Below are 17,088 nucleotides of genomic sequence, written 5' to 3' on the forward strand. Positions count from 1 at the left end.
GCTTCGTTCGAGTCAGCTGTGTCCGACCGATTCCCGCGTCTGGCTCGACCAGCTCGGCCCCGGTACCGGCGGCCGCGCGGTCCGGGTGCGGGCCGCGACCGCGCTGCGTCGGGCGCGATTCAGTGCGCTCCGATGGGGGATCCAGCGGCGGTACGCATCTCGGTGAGGGCGGAGTCCAGACGTGCGGAGCCCACGGAAGGGGCGAGCCGGGTTGCCAGGGCTGCATGGTGATCGGCTTCGGCGCGGTTGCCCTGCCGGTAGAGCACTGTGGCCAGCCTGGCCGTGGCCATGGCCCGCACGCGGACCTGGGCGGTGTCGGCCTCGGCAGCGCGGCGCAGGTCGGTGACGACCTGGGGGTCGTAGCGGCCGGTGGAGGCGGAGAGCAGGTAGAGGGCGAAGCCGCCGTCGCTGCCGATCTTGGCGGGGGTGATGGTGTTCGTCCAGGCCGGTCCCGAGGCGGGGTCGCCGACGCGCCCGTAAGCACGTTCAGCGACCAGCAGGTGTCGCGCCATCTGCTGCTCGTCGCCGTCCACGGCGTACGCCTGGGCGCGGACGGAGGCGAGCATCGCCCGCGCTGCCGCGGGCAGCCGCCCGCCTGCTTGGGCGGCGAGCTCCAGAGCCTCCGCGGAGCGGCGCAGGTGGATCTCCTGGCGGGCCGCGTTGGTCGCCACGTGGCACAGCAGCCCCGTGTCGCCGTGCTCGCGGGCGGTGGCCAGGCCGAGGCGGAACAGCGGACGGGCCTGGGCGAACCGGCCAGCGTCGAAGGCGGCCCAGGCGGTGAGGTTGGCCAGGCGGGCGATGGCTCCGAGGAGCGCCGTGCGAACCTCCGGGGTGGTCGATGCCTCCGTGAGTTCGACTGCCTGGCGCAGCTCGCGAAGTGCGAGGCCGTGAACGGCTCTTCCTCCTTCGCGGCGGTCGGCGCGCTCCAGCAGGGCGGTTCGCTGCTGGAGCTTGGCGATGTCGCCCGCGCGCAGGCGGGTCGGCGTGTGGCCGGCGGGCAACAGCGCCGCCATGGCGGCCGTCAGTACGTCTCGGCGGAGCGAGGTACTCACCTCATCGGGGTGATCGGGGAGGAACTGCCTAGGCAGCAGGCCCAGTTCGGCCGGTGAGCCCGCACCCAGGACCTGGCAGACGGCCTGGCGGTAGGGCTCGTGCGGCCACGTGATGCGGCCCCGTTCTAGGCGCGAAACGTAGCTGCCGTCAAACGCGGAATCTCGTCCGGTCAGCCCTTCGACGTGGAATCTCATACGCTCGGCGACCTGTCGCTGTGTCAGGCCCAGTGCGCGGCGTGCGTTCCTGAACAGCATGTTCGTCACTGCACCCCACCCCCAACCTCTGTCGCAGGGCGAGGATCCAGCGTATCGGCCGGGCTGAGGACTGCCCACTGAAATGCCCTGCCGCGGTCACCCGATCAGGTGGTCTCCTGGAGATGCCCCACCCGGCCACCTGGCGCCGTCCAGCGGACCTCGCCGGACCTCCGCGCCGCACCGCAGCGGGCCCGTACAGTCCTCGCATGACCGACACCACCGCGCCGTGGCGCGAGATCGAACGCACCACCGTGTTCAGCAAGTTCGGGCGATCCGTCGACCAGGTCGACTTCGAGATGCCCGATGGACGGAAGGAGCAGTTCTACCTCAAGTGCGAGCGACCGGCAGGCGCCGTGCTCGCCCTCACCCCCGACCGGCACGTCATCCTCGCCCGCCAATACCGGCCTGGCCCCGAGCGTGTCCTGCACGAACTCCCCGGCGGCTTCATCGAGCCGGGCGAGCAGGCCGCAGCCGCCATCGCCCGGGAACTGCTGGAGGAGACCGGCTACCAGGGCACGATCACCGAGATCGGCTCCTACTGGCACGACGCCTACTCCACTGTCCGCCGCTTCGCCTTCCTCGCCACCGACTGCGTGCGCGTCACCGAACCCACTCCGGAACGCACCGAGTTCATCGACGTCGTCACCCTCCCCCTGGCCGAGTTCCGCGACCGCGTGCTGCGCCAGGGAGCGATGACCGACGCCGCCGCGGCCTACCTCGCCCTCGACCACCTCCAGCTCCTGTAGCCGGAGAGCAGCGGCATGGGGGTCGGGCCGACCACACCACGCCCACCCGCCACCCGGGAGGACCCCCGTGACCGAACGGAGCACCACCCCCACCACCGTCCAGTACTACACCAGCACCCTGATCCGCCTGCCCGAGCGCGCCGTCGCCCTGGTCCTGGCCGGCGGCCGAGGCACCCGGCTGCGCGCCGCCCACGACCCCGAGCTGCGGTCCACGCCGAAGGTCCTCGTGCCGATCGACACCACCAACGGTCCGATGCCGATGCTCGGCCACGCCCTGACCCAGCTCATCGCCATCGGCGTGCGCCGCATCGCGGTGCTCACCAGCTCCGACCCCGCCACCGGCGCCCAGGACGTCGAGGCGTACGCCCACACCCACTGCGCCCGGCAGGTGGAGCTGACCATCCACCGCGAGCACCAGCCTCTCGGTACCGCCGGAGCCGCCTACGCCGCCCTGGCCAACCTTCCCGACACCCCACTGGCCGTGCTCCTGCCCGCCGACACCCTCATCCCGGTCGCCTTGCTGCCCGCCGCCGTCGCCGCACACCGCGCCCGCCCGGCCGCCGTCACCTGGACCGTCACCACCAGCCCGGGGCCCGGGGCTCAGAACACCGGCCGCCTCTTCCTGTCCCCCGGCGGCGAGCAGGTCGTCCACGCGCTGGAGGGCGTCAACGCCACCCTGCCCGCCGGCACCCGGCAGAACCTGCGACAGGCCACCAGCGCCGGCGCCGTCATCATCACCCCCGGCCGGTTCTGCGCCCTGTTCGAGGAGTACGCCCAGCGCCTCGCCGGCCCTGGCGAGGCCGACCTGTACCGGCAGTTCATGCCCTGGGCGATCAGCCAGGGCCACACTGTAGGCGCCTACGACCTCCGCGCCCCCGCTCCGGACCTCGGCACCCCCGAGCGCCTCGCCGCCTTCGGCCGCACCGCCGCCTGAGGAAGGAGAACAGCACCGTGCCCGCCACCCCGGCCGCGCTGACCGAGCAGCAGACCCGCCACTTCCGAGACCAGGGCTACCTGCGCCTGCCCGCCCCCGGCCTGTCCCACGACCTCCTCGACGATGTCGCCACCTTGGTCCGCGCCCGCGCCGCCCGCCTGCCCGCCGGGCAGGCCAAGGCATACCGGCTGTACCAGCACGACCCCGGCCTGATGCACCGCCTCGTCGCCCACCCCGCCCTCACCGGCCCGCTCACCGCGTTGCTCGGCCCCAACATCGTCTACGTCCTCAACCGGCACAACCAGGGGTCCATCAACTCCCCCGGCACCCAGGAGGTGCGGCTGCACCGCGACATCCTCCAGCCCACCCGCGGCCTGCTCACCGCCGTCCTGTACATCGAGGATGCTACGGTCGACACCGGCTGCACCTGGATTGTCCCCGGGTCCCACCACGCCCCCTACGTCGGCGTTCCCCAGCCCGATGGCGGCGGCACCTGGCTGGACGAGCACCCGGAACTCGTCAGCCTCGGCGACCAGGCCGTCACCGCGGGCCTGACACTGCCCTGGAGCTCCGGCATCGTAGGTCACGTCAACCGGATCGAAATGATCAAGCGCCAAACGTATGGCCGGGCCGGCTTCGGCCTGTTGCGGAAGAGAGTCCTGCTGGCGTCCTGACCACCTTTTGGGCCGCTGGTGTCGCTCTCAGGAGTTTCGTGCAGGGTACTCAGAAGGTGCCTGTAGCAGGTCGGCGGGGATCCGGCTGACGGCGATGGCGATCGCTTCGGCGGCTGTGGTGACGTGGTGCAGGATGGGGCCGTTCCACCACTCTCTGATGGTGTAGTCGCCGGTTCCCCGGGGTGAGTCAAGCGACACGAAGGGTGGGAAGAACGGGTAGTTGGGCGTGTTGGAGAAGCTCAACGCCCAGTGGCTCGTGAAGGGGTAGAGCCTGCGGAGCTTCGGTTCGGAGTGGGGCAAGACCGCCCTGCTGCAACTCCTCGCCCGGCCGGCCGCAGGACGCGGCGCAACCGTCCTGCGCGCCCGAGCGGAGAGCCAGCACGCCAAGCCCTACCAGGTCTTCCGGGATGCCTGGGCGGCCCGGGCCGCTGCGGACGGCCCCGACGCCGTTCCCTGGGACACCGAATCCGGGCACGACGTGGTGCGGGCCCTGCGTGACCGCGGCCGGGACGCCGTCGGCACCGTCCTGCTGCTCGACGACTTCCACTTCTGTGACCAGGCATCCGCTCGCGGTGGCTCGTCGAGCAGTTGCTCGACCAGGCGAGCGCCCTGCGGGCCCGCCACGCCGAGCAGTTGACTGTCCGGCGGCGGCGCACGATCTGCACCGCCTGGACGGCGTGGGGAAGCCGAGGCCGCGGGTCTTGGTGCAGGTCTTGACTCGGCAAATCTCGTCCCGGCCGTGTTCGGTGGCGCGGGTCTCGTCCAGCAGCGGAACGTCCCGCCAGGGCAGTTGCTTCAGCTGCTGGTGCAGCAACGGCTGATTCCCCTTGATCACGGCGATGTAGTGGGTGTTCTTCTCCTCGATCAGGAAGCGGGCATGGCCGCTCTGGGAGTGCAGGGCGTCGAACGTGACCACCGTGTCGGTCAGGTCGAGCGGCGCGAGCATGGGCTTGAAGACGGTGATTTCGTTGGTCTTGGAGCCGACCTCGCGCTGGGCGGTGACCAGGCCGGTCCCGGTCATCGCGGCCGGCAGGTGGACCTGGGTGCCGTCGGTGCGGCGCGCGCCGCGAACGGTCTTGCCGTCCACGGCCAGCGAGCGGCAGGCGTGTCTGCCGAGGTCCTGGTCGGGTGGCGGGCGGTCGGGGGAGCGGGCAGCGAGCCAGGCGCCGATCGCCGCGTCGAGGGCGTCGCCATCCACGCGCTGAAGGATCCGGCGTACGGTGGCTTCGGTCGGGGCGGTGGGCCCGGCGGGTTCGCGGCTCGGGCCGCCGAGGACGGTGAGCACGGCGGCCGGGGCGTCAGCGGCCCATTCCGCGATCGCAGTCAGGGATTTCGCGCCGGCCAGTACCGCGCACGCGGCGAGTGCGAGGACGAAGGCGAGGGGGTGGCGGCGCCCCTTGGCCCTACGTGGATCGGGCACGGTCGCGAGGCAGTCCAGCAGCTGCGAGTGTTTTCCTGGCTCGGCAGGGCGGCCGGTGGCGAGTCGGCCCAGGCCGGCGGGGATGGGCGATGATGATCGGGCAGGCACGGGCTTCAGTCGTGGTGATGACAGCGGCCAAGATCCCCTCCCCGCGTACGGCCGCGGGTTCCCCGCTGGTGGGCGGTCCGCACGGACGGCCAGTTGGACACACCACCGGAGGACTGGCCTGTACGCAGGGTGCTCGTCGCCGAGGGATGACCCGGGCCGTGGTGGCGGGGGGCCCGGGCTGGGGTTACCCGGCGTCCGGCTGGGGGTGGATCTGCTCGATGCGGTCGCGCTTGGTGTACAAGCCCCAGTAGTGCTCGGCGCGGTCGTCCGGGTCGACGAGCGGGCCGACCTGGTCGGGCATCGCGGAGGTGGCCAGCTCGCCCATCTCGCTGCGGGCGATGAAGGCCGCGATGGACAGGGTGCCCGCGTAGGCGCCGATGCCGGCGAGCTCGCCGTTGAGGGAGTACAGCCAGTTGCGGGCGGCGGACACGAGCGGGCCGACGCCGCTCATGTACGGCCGCGGCGCGACGGCGGTGTGGCCGGTGGTCATCAGGAGCGCGCCGTCGCCGCGCTCGGCCCACTCGGGCAGGACCGCGCGGGACAGGCTCGACCGGGGTGAGCAGGAGGAGCGGGATGTCCTTGGTCAGGGTGGCGGCGTCCAGCTTGGTGGCGGGGGCAAAGCTCTGCTCGCCGCTGATCGGCCCGTACTCGATGACGTCGATGCGGCCTGATCAACAGCGGGTCGCGATGGGTCAGCCGCGGGCGTTCCACACCAGCGAAGCGCTGCGGATCCAGGTGTCCTCGTCGACGGCGTCGAGGAGGAAGCGGGCGAGGTTGGCCCGGTTGATCCAGCGCCCGGGCGCGGTGGTGCCGGGGTCGGCGGCGCGCAGGGGGCCGGTGGCGGGCTTGTCGGTCAGGGCGACGCCCCGGGTGAGGGTCCAATCGGTGTCGGAGGCGCGGACGACCTGGTCGACGCCGGTGTGGTCGGTGAAGCCGGCTTTGATGTTCGACAGGTTGATGAACGCCTTGACCAGCGGGATGAGCCGGGCCCAGTCGTCACCGGCGCCCTGGGAGGAGGTCAGGGCAATCCGGCGGATGCCCTGTTCGGCCATCACGGTCAGGGCGTACGAAGGACACGACGACCTCGATGATGACGCGGCCCTCCGCCGGTGGACCACCGCGGCGCTCTACCTCGACGAACTCGGCCAGGAGCGGAAGGGTTTGGGTCAGCCAGCTGGGTTCGCCTCGCCGTCTCTCGAAGGACGGGGCGGGTCAGTCGCAGAACGGCTCCGCGAGTTGGACCACACCGACCCCGGCGAGAACCGCGAAGGCTGCCAGCAGCACGGCGACCACCGCCCCCCCTCGGGACTCGGACCAGCGGGCCAGGGCCCAGGACGCCAGCACTGCCAGCAGGCCGAGGATCCCGAGACCGGACGCGGCGATTGCCGCCATGGCCCGTCCCCCTCCCTTGTTCCAGCAGGTCTGTTCCCGGTGGAAGAGCGACCAGGACGCCACGGTGCAACCGATCAGGACGGTGGTCGCCACCGCAGGGGCGGCCGAGCGCCGCCAGGCTGAGTTCTCGGCTGACTTCTCGTTCACATGTGCTCCCTCGGGGAGTTGGCAGGATCCCCGGCGCGGAATCGATGAGCGTCGGGGATCCTGGGTAGGTCAGCGCGTCACTGGCCGCGCACCGCGGCGTTGATCATGGCAGCGGTGCCGCTGTTCCAGAGGACGGCTGAGGAGACGTTGTCGCTCCTGCCACCGCCGTCGACCCCGCCGAGGGAGGCGATGGCGGTGCCGCGGCTGGTGCTGTTGTTGAAGTTCTCCATCAGCAGGGAGCCCGACACCCCGTCCGCGAAGCCGTCGCACGGGAACTCTACGTGCCAGGTGTAGTTCCTGAGCCGGTGTGTGGCGGTGATGCACTGGAGCGGCGTGTCCCGGTTGCCCGGGTAGCCGGTGATCTCGACGTAGTTGTTGTACCCCGCATTGGTCCGCCAGCCGTTCGCGCCGGTCACGTCCTGGATCCTGCGGCGGTTCAGGTCCTTGAGGACGACGAAGCCGTAGTCGAAGTCCGGGTTTCGCTTGTTGCGCCACTGAGTCGGGATGTAGCGGGACTTCACCGACCACTTGCCGAACGGCGCCTGACCGTCGTGGTAGCCGGGAACGAAGACGCCGTTGGGCGATGGGAAGTGGTTGAAGATGCAGTGGCCGGCCGTCGCGACGATGTTCCTGGACCCGGTGTTGATCACCGTTCCCGTGCAACGCCACTTGACGGGACCGATGTCGAAGAAGAAGGCGCCGACGGAGGGCACTCCGTTGGAAGGCCAGGAGCCCCTGGGGGCCGCGAGCCCGGTGGTCGGGGCCCCCAGGGGCTCGGCGGGGTCGGCCGGTTCGGCCGAGCCCTGGTCCAGCGGACCTGACGGCTCGCTCACGGGAGCTGTGGGGACGTCGTCGCCGACTGCCGCTTGCGGCTGGTCCGTCACGGCTTCCACGGGCCTCGCGGCCTGCATCGCTTCGGGTGTCCAGGAGTCCTGGACGGCCTGGTCGGCAGCAGGATCCGTGTCGTCGGTGAGACGTTCCACGCCCGTGAACTCGGAGAGGCTCCCTGCGGCGGCGACCGTGCCGTCCCCGCTGTCCGCGGTGCCCGCAAGGGCCGGTGCGGCGGCGACAGGCATGAGGGCGAGGACCGTGGCCCCCACCACGACGGTCCGCCGGAACGGGGCATAGAGCTGCATGAACATCCTCATTCGTTCTTCGATCGTCTCCGGATCACGAACGGCGTGGGGCACCCGGCAATCCCCGCCCGCCCCCGCCTTGCTCGCGTGTTCGCAGAGCTTCCCCCAGAGAATGTGAGGATTTGATGAGGCGTTCGCGGGTGTCGTTTCGCCTGCGGCCTTCCTTGGCGTCAACTCACGCTGCGCAGAGATGAGTTGGAGCGGTGAGGTCGGGGCGAGGGCGACATGCCGAGCGGTCAGACGATCGAGGAGACAGCGCGCCCCGGCTGCCTCGGACGGGTCCACGTCGCCCTGCCGTCGACCACTCCCGCACGCATCGGGTGCGGATGCTCGGGGCACTGCGGGCGGGCGGCGCCGTGCGTCAGGTCGATGACCCAGTCCTGAAGGCCGTCGGCCAATCGGGCCAGAGTGTCGGCGGGTTGCATGTCGGCCGGCAGCTGAATCTAGTGCCGCGTCAGGCAACCTTCGCCCCATCGCGACGCCCGGCACGCACTCTCGCCGCACCGGCCGAAAGCCCGAGTACGTCCAGTACGAGGGCTTCCGGCCGGCACGCCGAGAGCACGCACCGGACGCCGCTGCCTGGGGGCACCTCCCGGCCGGAGGCTGGGGGAGGGCAAAGGTTGCCTGACGCGGCACTAGGTCCAGTCGTCACCGTGCCTGGCCGTGACGTACACGCCAGGGTCCGGTGGCGGCTCGTCGGCATTCCCGAAGGAGAGGCTGGAGTGGTACGCCCCGCCCGGGGGAGACGGCGGAGCGGACTGCCATGTCGGTACGGTCACGACGTCGATCTGGGACTGGCCGGGCAGGCCGAGGCTGTTCAGGATCGCCTCGGCCTGCCCGGCCACCAGGTGGAGAGGCTCCGTGGAGGCGACTATCCCCGTTCGGGTTTCGGGCGTGGTTGTTGTGCCCGGTGTGTGCCGTATCGTTCCTTCCGGTTCGCCGACGCCGTGAGCAGGCGGGGCCGTGCCGCGTCGCACCTGAACGTCCGAGAGGGGCTGTCCGTCCGTGTCCTCGTCCAACCCGGTGGCTTCGTCTCCGGTTCGCGTGCTGTTGGTGGAGGACGACGAGCTGATGCGGCGGTCCTTCGCGGTCGCGTTGGGGCGGTACGGGTACGAGGTGAGGGTCGCGGCGGACGGGCTCTCCGGGCTGGAGCTGTTCCGTGACGAGGAATTCGACCTGCTGATCCTGGATGTGATGCTGCCCGGCCTGGACGGGATCGGCCTGTGTCGCCGGGTGCGGGAGACCAGCCTGGTGCCGGTGCTGATGATGTCGGCGCGGGGTGACGGGCTCGACGTCGTCGCGGGTCTGGAGGCCGGGGCGGACGACTACGTGGTCAAACCGGTGGACACCTTCGTGCTCGTGGCGCGCATCCGTTCGCTGTTGCGGCGGGCGGCCTATGCACCTGCCGGCGCGTCCGGTCCGGTGGCGGGCGGGGAGCAGTCCGCGCAGGGGGACGTCCTGGCCTTCGGAGACCTGGTGATCGATACGGCCGCACTGGAGGTGTCCGTCTCCGGAAGCCCGGTGGCGCTGACCCCGACCGAGTTGAAGCTGCTGCTGGAGTTCGCCGCCCGTCCCGGGATCGTGCTGGAGCGGCACACCCTGCTGCGCAACGTCTGGGACTACGGCTGGGACGGCGACAGCCGGGTCGTGGACCTGTGCGTGCAGCGGCTGCGCCGCAAGCTCGGGCGGGAGCGGATCGAGACGGTGCGCGGCTTCGGCTACAAGCTCAGGCGCTGAGGCGATGCGACCGCTGCACCGGCTGCGGCCGGTCCGCGCGTCCCTGCGCTGGAAGATCGCGGCGCTGGCCGCGGCCACCGCCTGCCTGGTCGCGGTGGCGGTCGGCGTGCTGGTGCACCTGTGGACGGACCAGGACATCCGGGACCGGGCGCAGGCGCGGGCCTTCAACTCCGTGTACTCGGCCATGGAGACGTACCGCCGTACCGGAACTCTGGCGGACGGGGCGATGCTCGACCCGGCCGGCCTGCCCGCCGCCCTGCGCGATCCGGCCGACGGCGACCGGCACGTGGTTGTGGCCGGGCCGATGGTCTGGGCGGCGCAGCGGACCGGTGGTCCGGGGAGTCCGGTGCTCGCGTTCGAGGTCAACATGGGTCCGGAGCTCTCCGGCCTGCCCCGGCTGGACGCGGCGATGGCGGTGGCCTCGCTGGTCGCGCTCGCGGTGGCCGCGCCGCTGGCGGTCTACGCGGCCGGGCTGCTGGCGCGGCGGCTGCGGCTGGTCTCCGAGACCGCGCGGAGGATCTCCGCCGGGGACCTGGACGCCCGTACCGGGCCGACCGAGGGACGGGACGAGGTCGCCGACATCGCCGCGACGGTCGACCTGATGGCCGACAGCCTGAGCAGTCGGCTGCAGACCGAACGGCGGTTCACCGCCGACGTGGCCCACGAACTGCGCACGCCCGTCGGTGGTCTGCTGGCCGCCGTCGACCTGCTGCCGCCCGGCGAGACGGAGGACCTGCTCCGCGACCGGGTACGTGATCTGCGGGCCCTGGTCGAGGACCTGCTGGAGATCTCCCGCCTCGACGCCGGGGCCGAGGAGGCGGTCCGCTCCCGGGTGCCGCTCGGCGCCGTGGTGGCCGAGGCCGTGGCGCGGACCGGTCTCGACGCCGAGGTCGACACGTCCGCCGGGCAGGTGGTGGAGACCGATCCGCGCCGCCTGGAGCGGATCGTCGGCAACCTGGTGGTCAACGCCCACCGGCACGGGGGCGCCCCGGTGGAGGTCTCCGTCGAGGGCCGCACGGTCGTCGTGCGCGACCACGGCCCCGGCTTCCCCGTCGAGTTGCTGCGGCACGGCCCGCGCCGCTTCCAGACGGGCACGGCGGAGCGCGGTTCGGGCCACGGACTGGGCCTGACCATCGCCCTCGGTCAGGCTCAACTGCTGCGAGCGGAGCTGCAGTTGGCCAACGCTGCTGACGGCGGTGCGGTCGCCACCCTGCGCCTGCCGGTCTGACCCGCGGCCCCGCTGCTGCACAACCGATACACGGCGGCGCGTCCGCTGATACACGACGGCCCAGGGCCGGATACGTAGGCGCGGCAGTCTTCGAGGTGCACGCTTCCGCACCCGAAGAGGAGACCCGTGACCGTCGCCCCCCAGTTCCCGTACCAACCCCACACGATGCCCGGCATCGCGGCCGCCACCACCGACCTGACCAAGGTCTACGGCAGCGGCGACACCCGCGTCACCGCACTGGACCAGGTCAGCGTCGGCTTCCGAGAGGGCGAGTTCACCGCGATCATGGGCCCCTCCGGCTGCGGCAAGTCCACCCTCCTGCACTGCGCCGCCGGGCTCGACACCCCCACCTCCGGCTCCGTACGTGTCGGCACCACCGAACTGAACGGCCTGGGCGACCGGCAGCTCACCCAACTGCGACGGGACCGGATCGGCTTCATCTTCCAGGCGTTCAACCTGCTGCCCACGCTGACCGCGTCGGAGAACATCACGCTGCCGCTCGCCCTGGCCGGACGCAAGCCCGACCAGCAGTGGCTGGACCGGGTGGTCGCCATGGTCGGCCTCTCCGAGCGCCTGGGACACCGGCCCGCCGAGCTGTCCGGCGGGCAGCAGCAGCGCGTCGCTGTCGCCCGCGCCCTGGCCTCCCGGCCCGCGATCGTCTTCGGCGACGAGCCCACCGGCAACCTCGACTCCCGCGCCGGGGCCGAGGTCCTCGGCTTTCTGCGGGACAGCGTAAGGGAGTTGGGGCAGACGGTCGTCATGGTCACCCACGACCCGGTCGCGGCCGGGTATGCCGACCGGGTGGTCTTCCTCGCCGACGGCCGCCTCGTCGACGAGATGGCGCACCCCACCCCGGACCGGGTGCTCGACGCCATGCTGCGGCTGAGCGGTGGGAGCCGGTAGACCCCGACCGCACCGGCCACCGTCTCCATCCGATCCTGAGAGTCGACCATGCTGAGTACAGCCCTGCGCAACGTCCTGGCGCACAAGGCCCGGCTGCTGATGACCGTCCTCGCAGTCTGTCTGGGGGTCGCGTTCGTCTCCGGCGCCCTCGTCTTCGCGGACTCCACGGCAGATGCCTACCGGGCGGCCGCGACGAGGGACTTCGCCGACACCGCCGTCCGCGTCACCGCGAGCCGACCGGACGCGCTCACCGACGCGCTCGCGCGGAAACTGGCCGACGTCCCCGGTGTCGCCGCAGTTCGGCCCTCCGCCGACGGCTCCACCACCGTGAACGCGGCCGACGGCACCCCGTTGCGCGTCCACCCCGGCTCCAACCTGGGCGCCGCCTACCTTCCCGGTAAGGACGGCAAGGACCCCCGCCACCCGCTCGCGGACGGCCGCGCCCCGACCGGCAGCGACGAGATCGCCGTGGACCGAGGCACCGCCGCCGCAGGCCACTTCCACCTCGGCGACACCATCACCCTGGCCACCGACGGCCCGGCCATGACCAAGCGCCTGGTCGGCATCGTCACCACCGGGGACACCCGGGTGAGCGCCGCCGGCACCCTGGTCCTGTTCGACCGGGCCACCGCCCAGCAGCTGTTCGCCGCTCCCGGCCACTACACCGGCATCGACCTCGCCGCCGCGCCCGGCGTCAGCCAGTACGCGCTGGCGCAGCAGGTCACCGCGGAGCTCCCGGCCGGGGCCGAGGCGACCACCGGCCAGGCGCTGGCCGACCAGCAGGCGGTCTACGTCGGGACACTGACCCGTGGGTACGCGAAGCTGCCGCTGGTGTTCGCCGCCGTCGCCCTGTTCATCGGCTCGTTCCTGATCATCAACACCTTCACCATGCTCGTCGCCCGGCGCACCCGGGAGATCGCGCTGCTGCGGGCGATCGGCGCGACGCGCCGTCAGGTGGTGCGCTCGCTCCTCACCGAAGCCCTGCTGGTCGGCCTCGCCGCCTCGGCGGCCGGGTTCGTCGCGGGCCTCGGCATCGCGAAGGCGCTGCCGGGCCTGCTGAGCAGTGACCTGCCCACCGGCGCGCTGGTGATCGGCCCACGCCCGGTCGCGGCGGCCGTGCTCGTCGGGGTCGGCGTCACCGTGCTCGCCGCCTGGCTGCCCGCCCGCAGGGCCGCGAGGATCGCCCCGATCGAGGCCCTGCGCGCTGCCGAGCAGCCCGCTTCGCGCTCCCGGCTGCGCCCGCTCGCCGGAGCGGCCCTGCTCGCGGTCGGCGCCGGCCAGCTGACCTACCTCGCCGCCACCGCGAAGGACGCGGCCCAGGACAATCTCAACACCGGGGTACTCGGCTGCGGCCTCCTCGTCGTCGGCCTGATCGCGGTCGCCCCCGTGCTCGTCTCCCCGGTGCTCCGGCTGGTCGGCCGTTGCACCCGCCGCTCCGGCATCGTCGGCCGGCTCGCCCGGCAGAACGCGCTGCGTGACCCGCGCCGAACCGCCGCGACCGCCGCCACGCTGTTGATCAGTACCGCGTTGGTCACCGGTCTCGCCGTCATCGGCGACTCCACCGGCCGGACCCTCGCCGACCAGGCCGCGGCCGGGCTCGGCGCCGACTACGTGATCAGCACCAACGCCATCATGAGCGGCATCGATCCGGCGGCCGTGCAGCGGGTGGCCCACACCCCCGGCGTACGCACCGCCAGCGCTGTCGCCGACTCCACCCTGGTCATCGGCGGCAGCGTCCGGACCGTCTCCGGCATCGACCCGGACACCGTGCACGACGTCATGAAGCTCGACTTCCTCAGCGGCTCCGCCAAGGACCTCGGGCCCGGCAGGATCGCTCTGTCCGCCGGCATCGCCAAGGGCGCCGGTCTGACCACGGGCAGCCGGGTCAACGCCCGGATCGGACGCGCGCAGGGCTTCACCGAGTACACCGTCGTCGGCGTTTACCAGGACAACCCCGCCGCCCATGACGTCCTCGCCTCGCGGGGCGAGGTCCAGCAGAAGAGCCGCCTGCAGGGCTCCGTCCAGCGGATCCTGGTGCGCGCCGACGGCGCGGGCGAGCACGACCTGCGCACCGCCGTGGGCAGCAACCCCCTGCTCAAGGTGCAGGACCGCGCCGGCCTCGTGCACGAGGCCGGCGGTACGGTGAGCAACCTGCTCACCCTGATGTACGGGCTGCTGGGCCTCGGCGCCGTCATCTCGGCGCTCGGCATCGTGAACACCGTGGCCATGTCGGTCACCGAGCGCAGCCGCGAGATCGGCGTCCTGCGCGCCATCGGCATGGACCGGGCCGGCATCCGCCGGACGATCCGCCTGGAAGCGCTGACCGTCGCCGCGTTCGGCACCCTCCTGGGCCTGGTCGGCGGCCTGTTCAGCGCGTGGGCCCTCAGCGCGCTGGCCAACGGCGCGATCAAGCAGTACACCCTGACCCTGCCCTGGGGGACACTGCTCCTCGTCTGCCTGACATCCCTCGCCATCGGCGTCGCCGCCGCGGCGGTCCCGGCCCGGAGGGCCGCCGCGCTGAGCCCGCTGGAAGCCGTCGCAGACGCCTGACGCCTGACGGCTGACGCGCGATCGGGGCTCGGCCGGGGCCCGGCCGGCTCGGGCCGGGCCCCGGTGCAGATCAACGGGCCGGCGTGGGCTGTTCCGGGGTGAGGGAGTTGCCGGCCGGGATGCGGCCGCAGTCGGAGGGGGCGGGGCGGCCGGCGAAGCGGTCGTTCAGCCAGGCGAGGGCCTGCGGGGCCCAGACGACGGGGACGGCGAAGTGGCTGAGGGCGTCGTACTGCTGGTACGCGACCGGGCCGGCGCCGGTCGCGCAGTACTGCCGGGCGAGCGCCCGCACGTCCCCGGCGACCATCACGCCGTCGCCCGTGCCGATGCCGGGCGGGTTGTTGAAGGTGCCCTCGAGGATGCCGCCGGCGCCCTGGGCGATGTGGCCGGGCACGGTCGGGGTCGGGGCCGAGCCGAGGTTGTTGCGGTTGACCGCCGTGACGAAGTCCGCCACCGAGTTGGGGTCGGCGTACTGGGGCTTGGCCATCGCCTTCCAGGTCAGTCCGGGGTAGTGGCCCAGGACGTCGACGATCGAGGCGTGCTCCAACTGCTGGTAGACCGAGCGGCCGTAGTCGTTCAGGTAGGGCATGAGGTCGATGCCGAAGGAGCGTGAGACCCCGATCAGCGCCATCGGCGTGATCCCGCTCCACACCAGCGAGCCGTCCACGTACCTGAGGTTGTGCGCCGGGTCCACCAGCAGCCCGCCCTCGGTGTAGCCGACCAGTTCGGCGTTCACCTCGGGCGCGTAGCTCGGCGCGAGCGCGGCTGCCCAGGCGGTGGCGACGGCGCCCCCGGAGTAGCCCATCAGCCCGAAGCGGGTGCCGGAGTCCAGGCCGGTCGCCGGGGAGGCGGTTGCGGCACGGATCGAGTCCAGGGTGTTGGTCCCGTACTCCGGCCCGGCCGCGAAGTCGGCGTTCTGGCCCTCGGTGTCCGGGATCACCACGTTGTAGCCCTGGGCGAGCAGCGGCACCAGGAAGAGCGCCTCGGCGTTCGGGATTACCCCGCCGAGGCTGAGGTCACCGGCCACCGCCCGGGAGGGGCTGTCCGCCGGGTCGAGCGAGTCGTAGAAGGACTGGTAGGAGACGGCTCTGCCGCTGTCCCCGGTCAGGCTGCGCACCACGGTGGTGACGTTGGCCGCCGGGCGGCCCTGCACGTCGGTGGTGCGGTAGAGCAGCTGGATCGCCGTCACCGGGGTGGGCAGGCCCAGGACGTGGTACGGCAGGGTCCGGGTCTTGAGCACGGTGCCCGGCGCGAGCGAGGCCAGCGGCGTGCCGCCGTCGTAGGAGTAGAACGGGTCGCTCGCGGCGGCGGGGCTCGCCGTGGAGCGCACGGCCGCCGAGGCCGGGCCGGCCGTGACGGCCGTCGCGGTGGCGGCCAGGGCGGCGGTGACGGCGGCGGCGAGCAGCCTGGACGTGGACGTGCGCATGATTCCCCCGAGGTTCGTGAATTCCTGACGGTCCGTCGCAGGACGCGTGTTACCAACTGGTAGGCGGCGTCCCGGAGAACATCATGACAGTGGCACGACAGGCTGTCCCCGTGCCGGACCGCAAATTCTCGGGGCGCTTTCGAGCGCGGTGTGCCGGGTCGTCAGGTCTCGGTGATGACGTGGACGGCCGGGCGGGTGACCCTGCCCCGTGCGGGCGCGCAGGCGGGGCCGGCTGCCCGAGTCGACGAAGCGGCCTCGGGCTGTCACTGCAGCGTCGCGGATGCCTCGTTGTCGCTCAGGGCCTGGTAGACGGTCTCCGCCGCGGCCGCAGCGCCGCCTTCGACCCCCTCGGCCGCTGACTCGGGTGTCCTTTTTCGGCCCACGCCGAAGCACGGCGACACCGTCCCGCAACCCTCGGCACGATGGGAGCGCCGGGACGGGGACGCGCCGGTCGGAGGCCGACAGGGGAGGTCTTCGGACGGCCGTCCCGTCCGGTGTCGGGCCGGCTCCTGGTCGGTCTGACCCGCCGGATGCCTCGTCGTGCACCCGGCTCCGTGATGATCCCTGAAGGGGGACGGCACCATGAAGAAGATCACTGCCGCGCTCGGCGTCGCCGCACTCGCGCTCTCGCTCGGCGTCGCCGCCGCGCCCGCTGCCTCCGCGCAGAGCTCCAGCCTGTGCAACTACACCAACAGCGAGCCGGTGCTGCACCGGGGTTCCAGCGGCATCGCCGTCAAGCAGCTCCAGTGCGAGCTCCACTACGCGATGAGCGGCAGCAACCTGACCCGCGACGGCAGCTTCGGCCCTGCGACGGAGGCTGACGTCGTGCGGTTCCAGCAGTGCGCCGGCCTCACCGTCGACGCCAGCGTCGGGCCGAACACCTGGGCGGCGCTCGACTACTGGACCACCGCTCCCGACTACGTCTGCTGACGGTTCGCCAACGACCCGGCCCCGCGCGAGCGGGGCCTTCACCGGCGGACCGGGGTGGTGCCGTTCATGCCGAAGCGGGCGGAGCACTGCTCGCCGGATCGGTTGTCGGCGTTCCGGACGCAGATCCACATGGTGTAACCGCCGGCCGGGACGAAGCTCGTCTTCGCGGCGCCCCAGGAGGCGCGGAAGGTGTAGGTGATGCCGTCGCTACGGTTGAGCTCGGCCACGCAGGTCTGGTTCAGGGAGGTGTTGAGCACGCCCGCGAGCGCGCCGGAGCCGTTGTCGTCGAGCCAGGCGGAGCAGGCGGCGTCGTTGCCCAGCCAACTGGTGTCCGCCTCGGAGCCCTTGACCTGTGCCGGGTCGTCGTGGCCGTTGATGCCGGGGATCGATGACGAGGTGAGGCTGGGGGCAGCTGCTGAGGGCGTGGCGGGGGCCGTACTCGGGGGGGGGGGC

Annotated in this window: 15 protein-coding genes and 3 pseudogenes; 8 read left to right on the forward strand and 10 right to left on the reverse strand. The window is 72.2% G+C overall.

Annotation, left to right across the window (positions count from 1 at the left end; translation table 11 throughout):
* Positions 1–119: 119 nt before the first annotated feature.
* Positions 120–1,052, reverse strand: coding sequence for a hypothetical protein (locus tag IH61_RS0103565; RefSeq protein WP_234327004.1), 933 nt, complete (start codon positions 1,050–1,052; stop codon positions 120–122).
* A 51-nt stretch (positions 1,053–1,103) separates the two neighbouring features.
* Positions 1,104–1,307, reverse strand: a pseudogene (locus tag IH61_RS50145) (helix-turn-helix domain-containing protein); the annotation flags it as partial.
* 206 nt (positions 1,308–1,513) lie between these two features.
* Here IH61_RS50145 and IH61_RS0103570 point away from each other — a divergent pair.
* The 3 genes and pseudogenes from IH61_RS0103570 to IH61_RS48105 form a co-directional block, all read left to right on the forward strand.
* The gene (locus tag IH61_RS0103570; RefSeq protein WP_031064698.1) at positions 1,514–2,053 is read left to right on the forward strand and encodes an NUDIX hydrolase; all 540 of its coding nucleotides are present in this window, start codon (positions 1,514–1,516) and stop codon (positions 2,051–2,053) included.
* 67 nt (positions 2,054–2,120) lie between these two features.
* Positions 2,121–2,987: a nucleotidyltransferase family protein gene (locus IH61_RS0103575; protein WP_031064701.1), complete on the forward strand. Its 867-nt coding sequence runs from the start codon at positions 2,121–2,123 to the stop codon at positions 2,985–2,987.
* 212 nt (positions 2,988–3,199) lie between these two features.
* Positions 3,200–3,430, forward strand: a pseudogene (locus IH61_RS48105) (phytanoyl-CoA dioxygenase family protein); the annotation flags it as partial.
* 258 nt (positions 3,431–3,688) lie between these two features.
* On the opposite strand, the gene IH61_RS50150 reads toward IH61_RS48105, so the two are convergent.
* The 6 genes from IH61_RS50150 to IH61_RS0103610 all read right to left on the reverse strand — a co-directional run bounded on the left by IH61_RS50150 (position 3,689) and on the right by IH61_RS0103610 (position 7,864).
* Positions 3,689–3,961: a DUF6193 family natural product biosynthesis protein gene (locus IH61_RS50150; RefSeq protein WP_420713823.1), complete on the reverse strand. Its 273-nt coding sequence runs from the start codon at positions 3,959–3,961 to the stop codon at positions 3,689–3,691.
* Positions 3,849–5,081 (reverse strand): ISAs1 family transposase, encoded by a 1,233-nt coding sequence (locus IH61_RS42485; protein WP_051836181.1) that lies wholly within the window; start codon positions 5,079–5,081, stop codon positions 3,849–3,851. Before IH61_RS42485 ends, IH61_RS50150 begins: the two co-directional genes overlap by 113 nt.
* 292 nt (positions 5,082–5,373) lie before the next feature.
* Positions 5,374–5,679, reverse strand: a complete 306-nt coding sequence (locus IH61_RS47625) for a hypothetical protein (RefSeq protein ID WP_051836182.1) — start codon at positions 5,677–5,679, stop codon at positions 5,374–5,376.
* A gap of 202 nt (positions 5,680–5,881) precedes the next feature.
* A complete protein-coding gene (locus tag IH61_RS0103600) occupies positions 5,882–6,241 on the reverse strand; it encodes an NAD(P)H-binding protein (RefSeq protein ID WP_078910793.1) in 360 nt (119 codons plus the stop codon).
* A gap of 160 nt (positions 6,242–6,401) precedes the next feature.
* Positions 6,402–6,728, reverse strand: a complete 327-nt coding sequence (locus IH61_RS0103605) for a hypothetical protein (protein ID WP_031064710.1) — start codon at positions 6,726–6,728, stop codon at positions 6,402–6,404.
* A 77-nt stretch (positions 6,729–6,805) separates the two neighbouring features.
* Positions 6,806–7,864: a hypothetical protein gene (locus IH61_RS0103610; RefSeq protein WP_158844618.1), complete on the reverse strand. Its 1,059-nt coding sequence runs from the start codon at positions 7,862–7,864 to the stop codon at positions 6,806–6,808.
* 1,005 nt (positions 7,865–8,869) lie between these two features.
* Between IH61_RS0103610 and cseB the strand changes: the two genes are divergently transcribed.
* From cseB to IH61_RS0103640, 4 genes are all read left to right on the forward strand, one after another.
* On the forward strand, positions 8,870–9,601 hold the full coding sequence (cseB, locus tag IH61_RS0103625) for a two-component system response regulator CseB (RefSeq protein WP_031064722.1): 732 nt from the start codon (positions 8,870–8,872) through the stop codon (positions 9,599–9,601).
* A gap of 4 nt (positions 9,602–9,605) precedes the next feature.
* On the forward strand, positions 9,606–10,829 hold the full coding sequence (locus IH61_RS0103630) for a sensor histidine kinase (RefSeq protein ID WP_107057028.1): 1,224 nt from the start codon (positions 9,606–9,608) through the stop codon (positions 10,827–10,829).
* 165 nt (positions 10,830–10,994) lie between these two features.
* Positions 10,995–11,732, forward strand: coding sequence for an ABC transporter ATP-binding protein (locus IH61_RS0103635; protein WP_031064726.1), 738 nt, complete (start codon positions 10,995–10,997; stop codon positions 11,730–11,732).
* 48 nt (positions 11,733–11,780) lie between these two features.
* Positions 11,781–14,282 (forward strand): ABC transporter permease, encoded by a 2,502-nt coding sequence (locus IH61_RS0103640; RefSeq protein ID WP_031064728.1) that lies wholly within the window; start codon positions 11,781–11,783, stop codon positions 14,280–14,282.
* A gap of 70 nt (positions 14,283–14,352) precedes the next feature.
* Here the strand turns inward: IH61_RS0103640 and IH61_RS0103645 are convergent, their stop codons facing one another.
* Positions 14,353–15,705 (reverse strand): lipase family protein, encoded by a 1,353-nt coding sequence (locus IH61_RS0103645; protein ID WP_031064730.1) that lies wholly within the window; start codon positions 15,703–15,705, stop codon positions 14,353–14,355.
* Between the two features lie 582 nt (positions 15,706–16,287).
* On the opposite strand from IH61_RS0103645, the gene IH61_RS0103650 reads away from it, so the two are divergent.
* Positions 16,288–16,635, forward strand: coding sequence for a peptidoglycan-binding domain-containing protein (locus IH61_RS0103650; protein WP_051836184.1), 348 nt, complete (start codon positions 16,288–16,290; stop codon positions 16,633–16,635).
* Between the two features lie 38 nt (positions 16,636–16,673).
* Here the strand turns inward: IH61_RS0103650 and IH61_RS0103655 are convergent.
* Positions 16,674–17,088: pseudogene (locus IH61_RS0103655) on the reverse strand (serine/threonine protein kinase); the annotation flags it as partial.

The organism is Streptomyces sp. NRRL WC-3742 (assembly GCF_000720635.1).
Taxonomy (GTDB): domain Bacteria; phylum Actinomycetota; class Actinomycetes; order Streptomycetales; family Streptomycetaceae; genus Kitasatospora.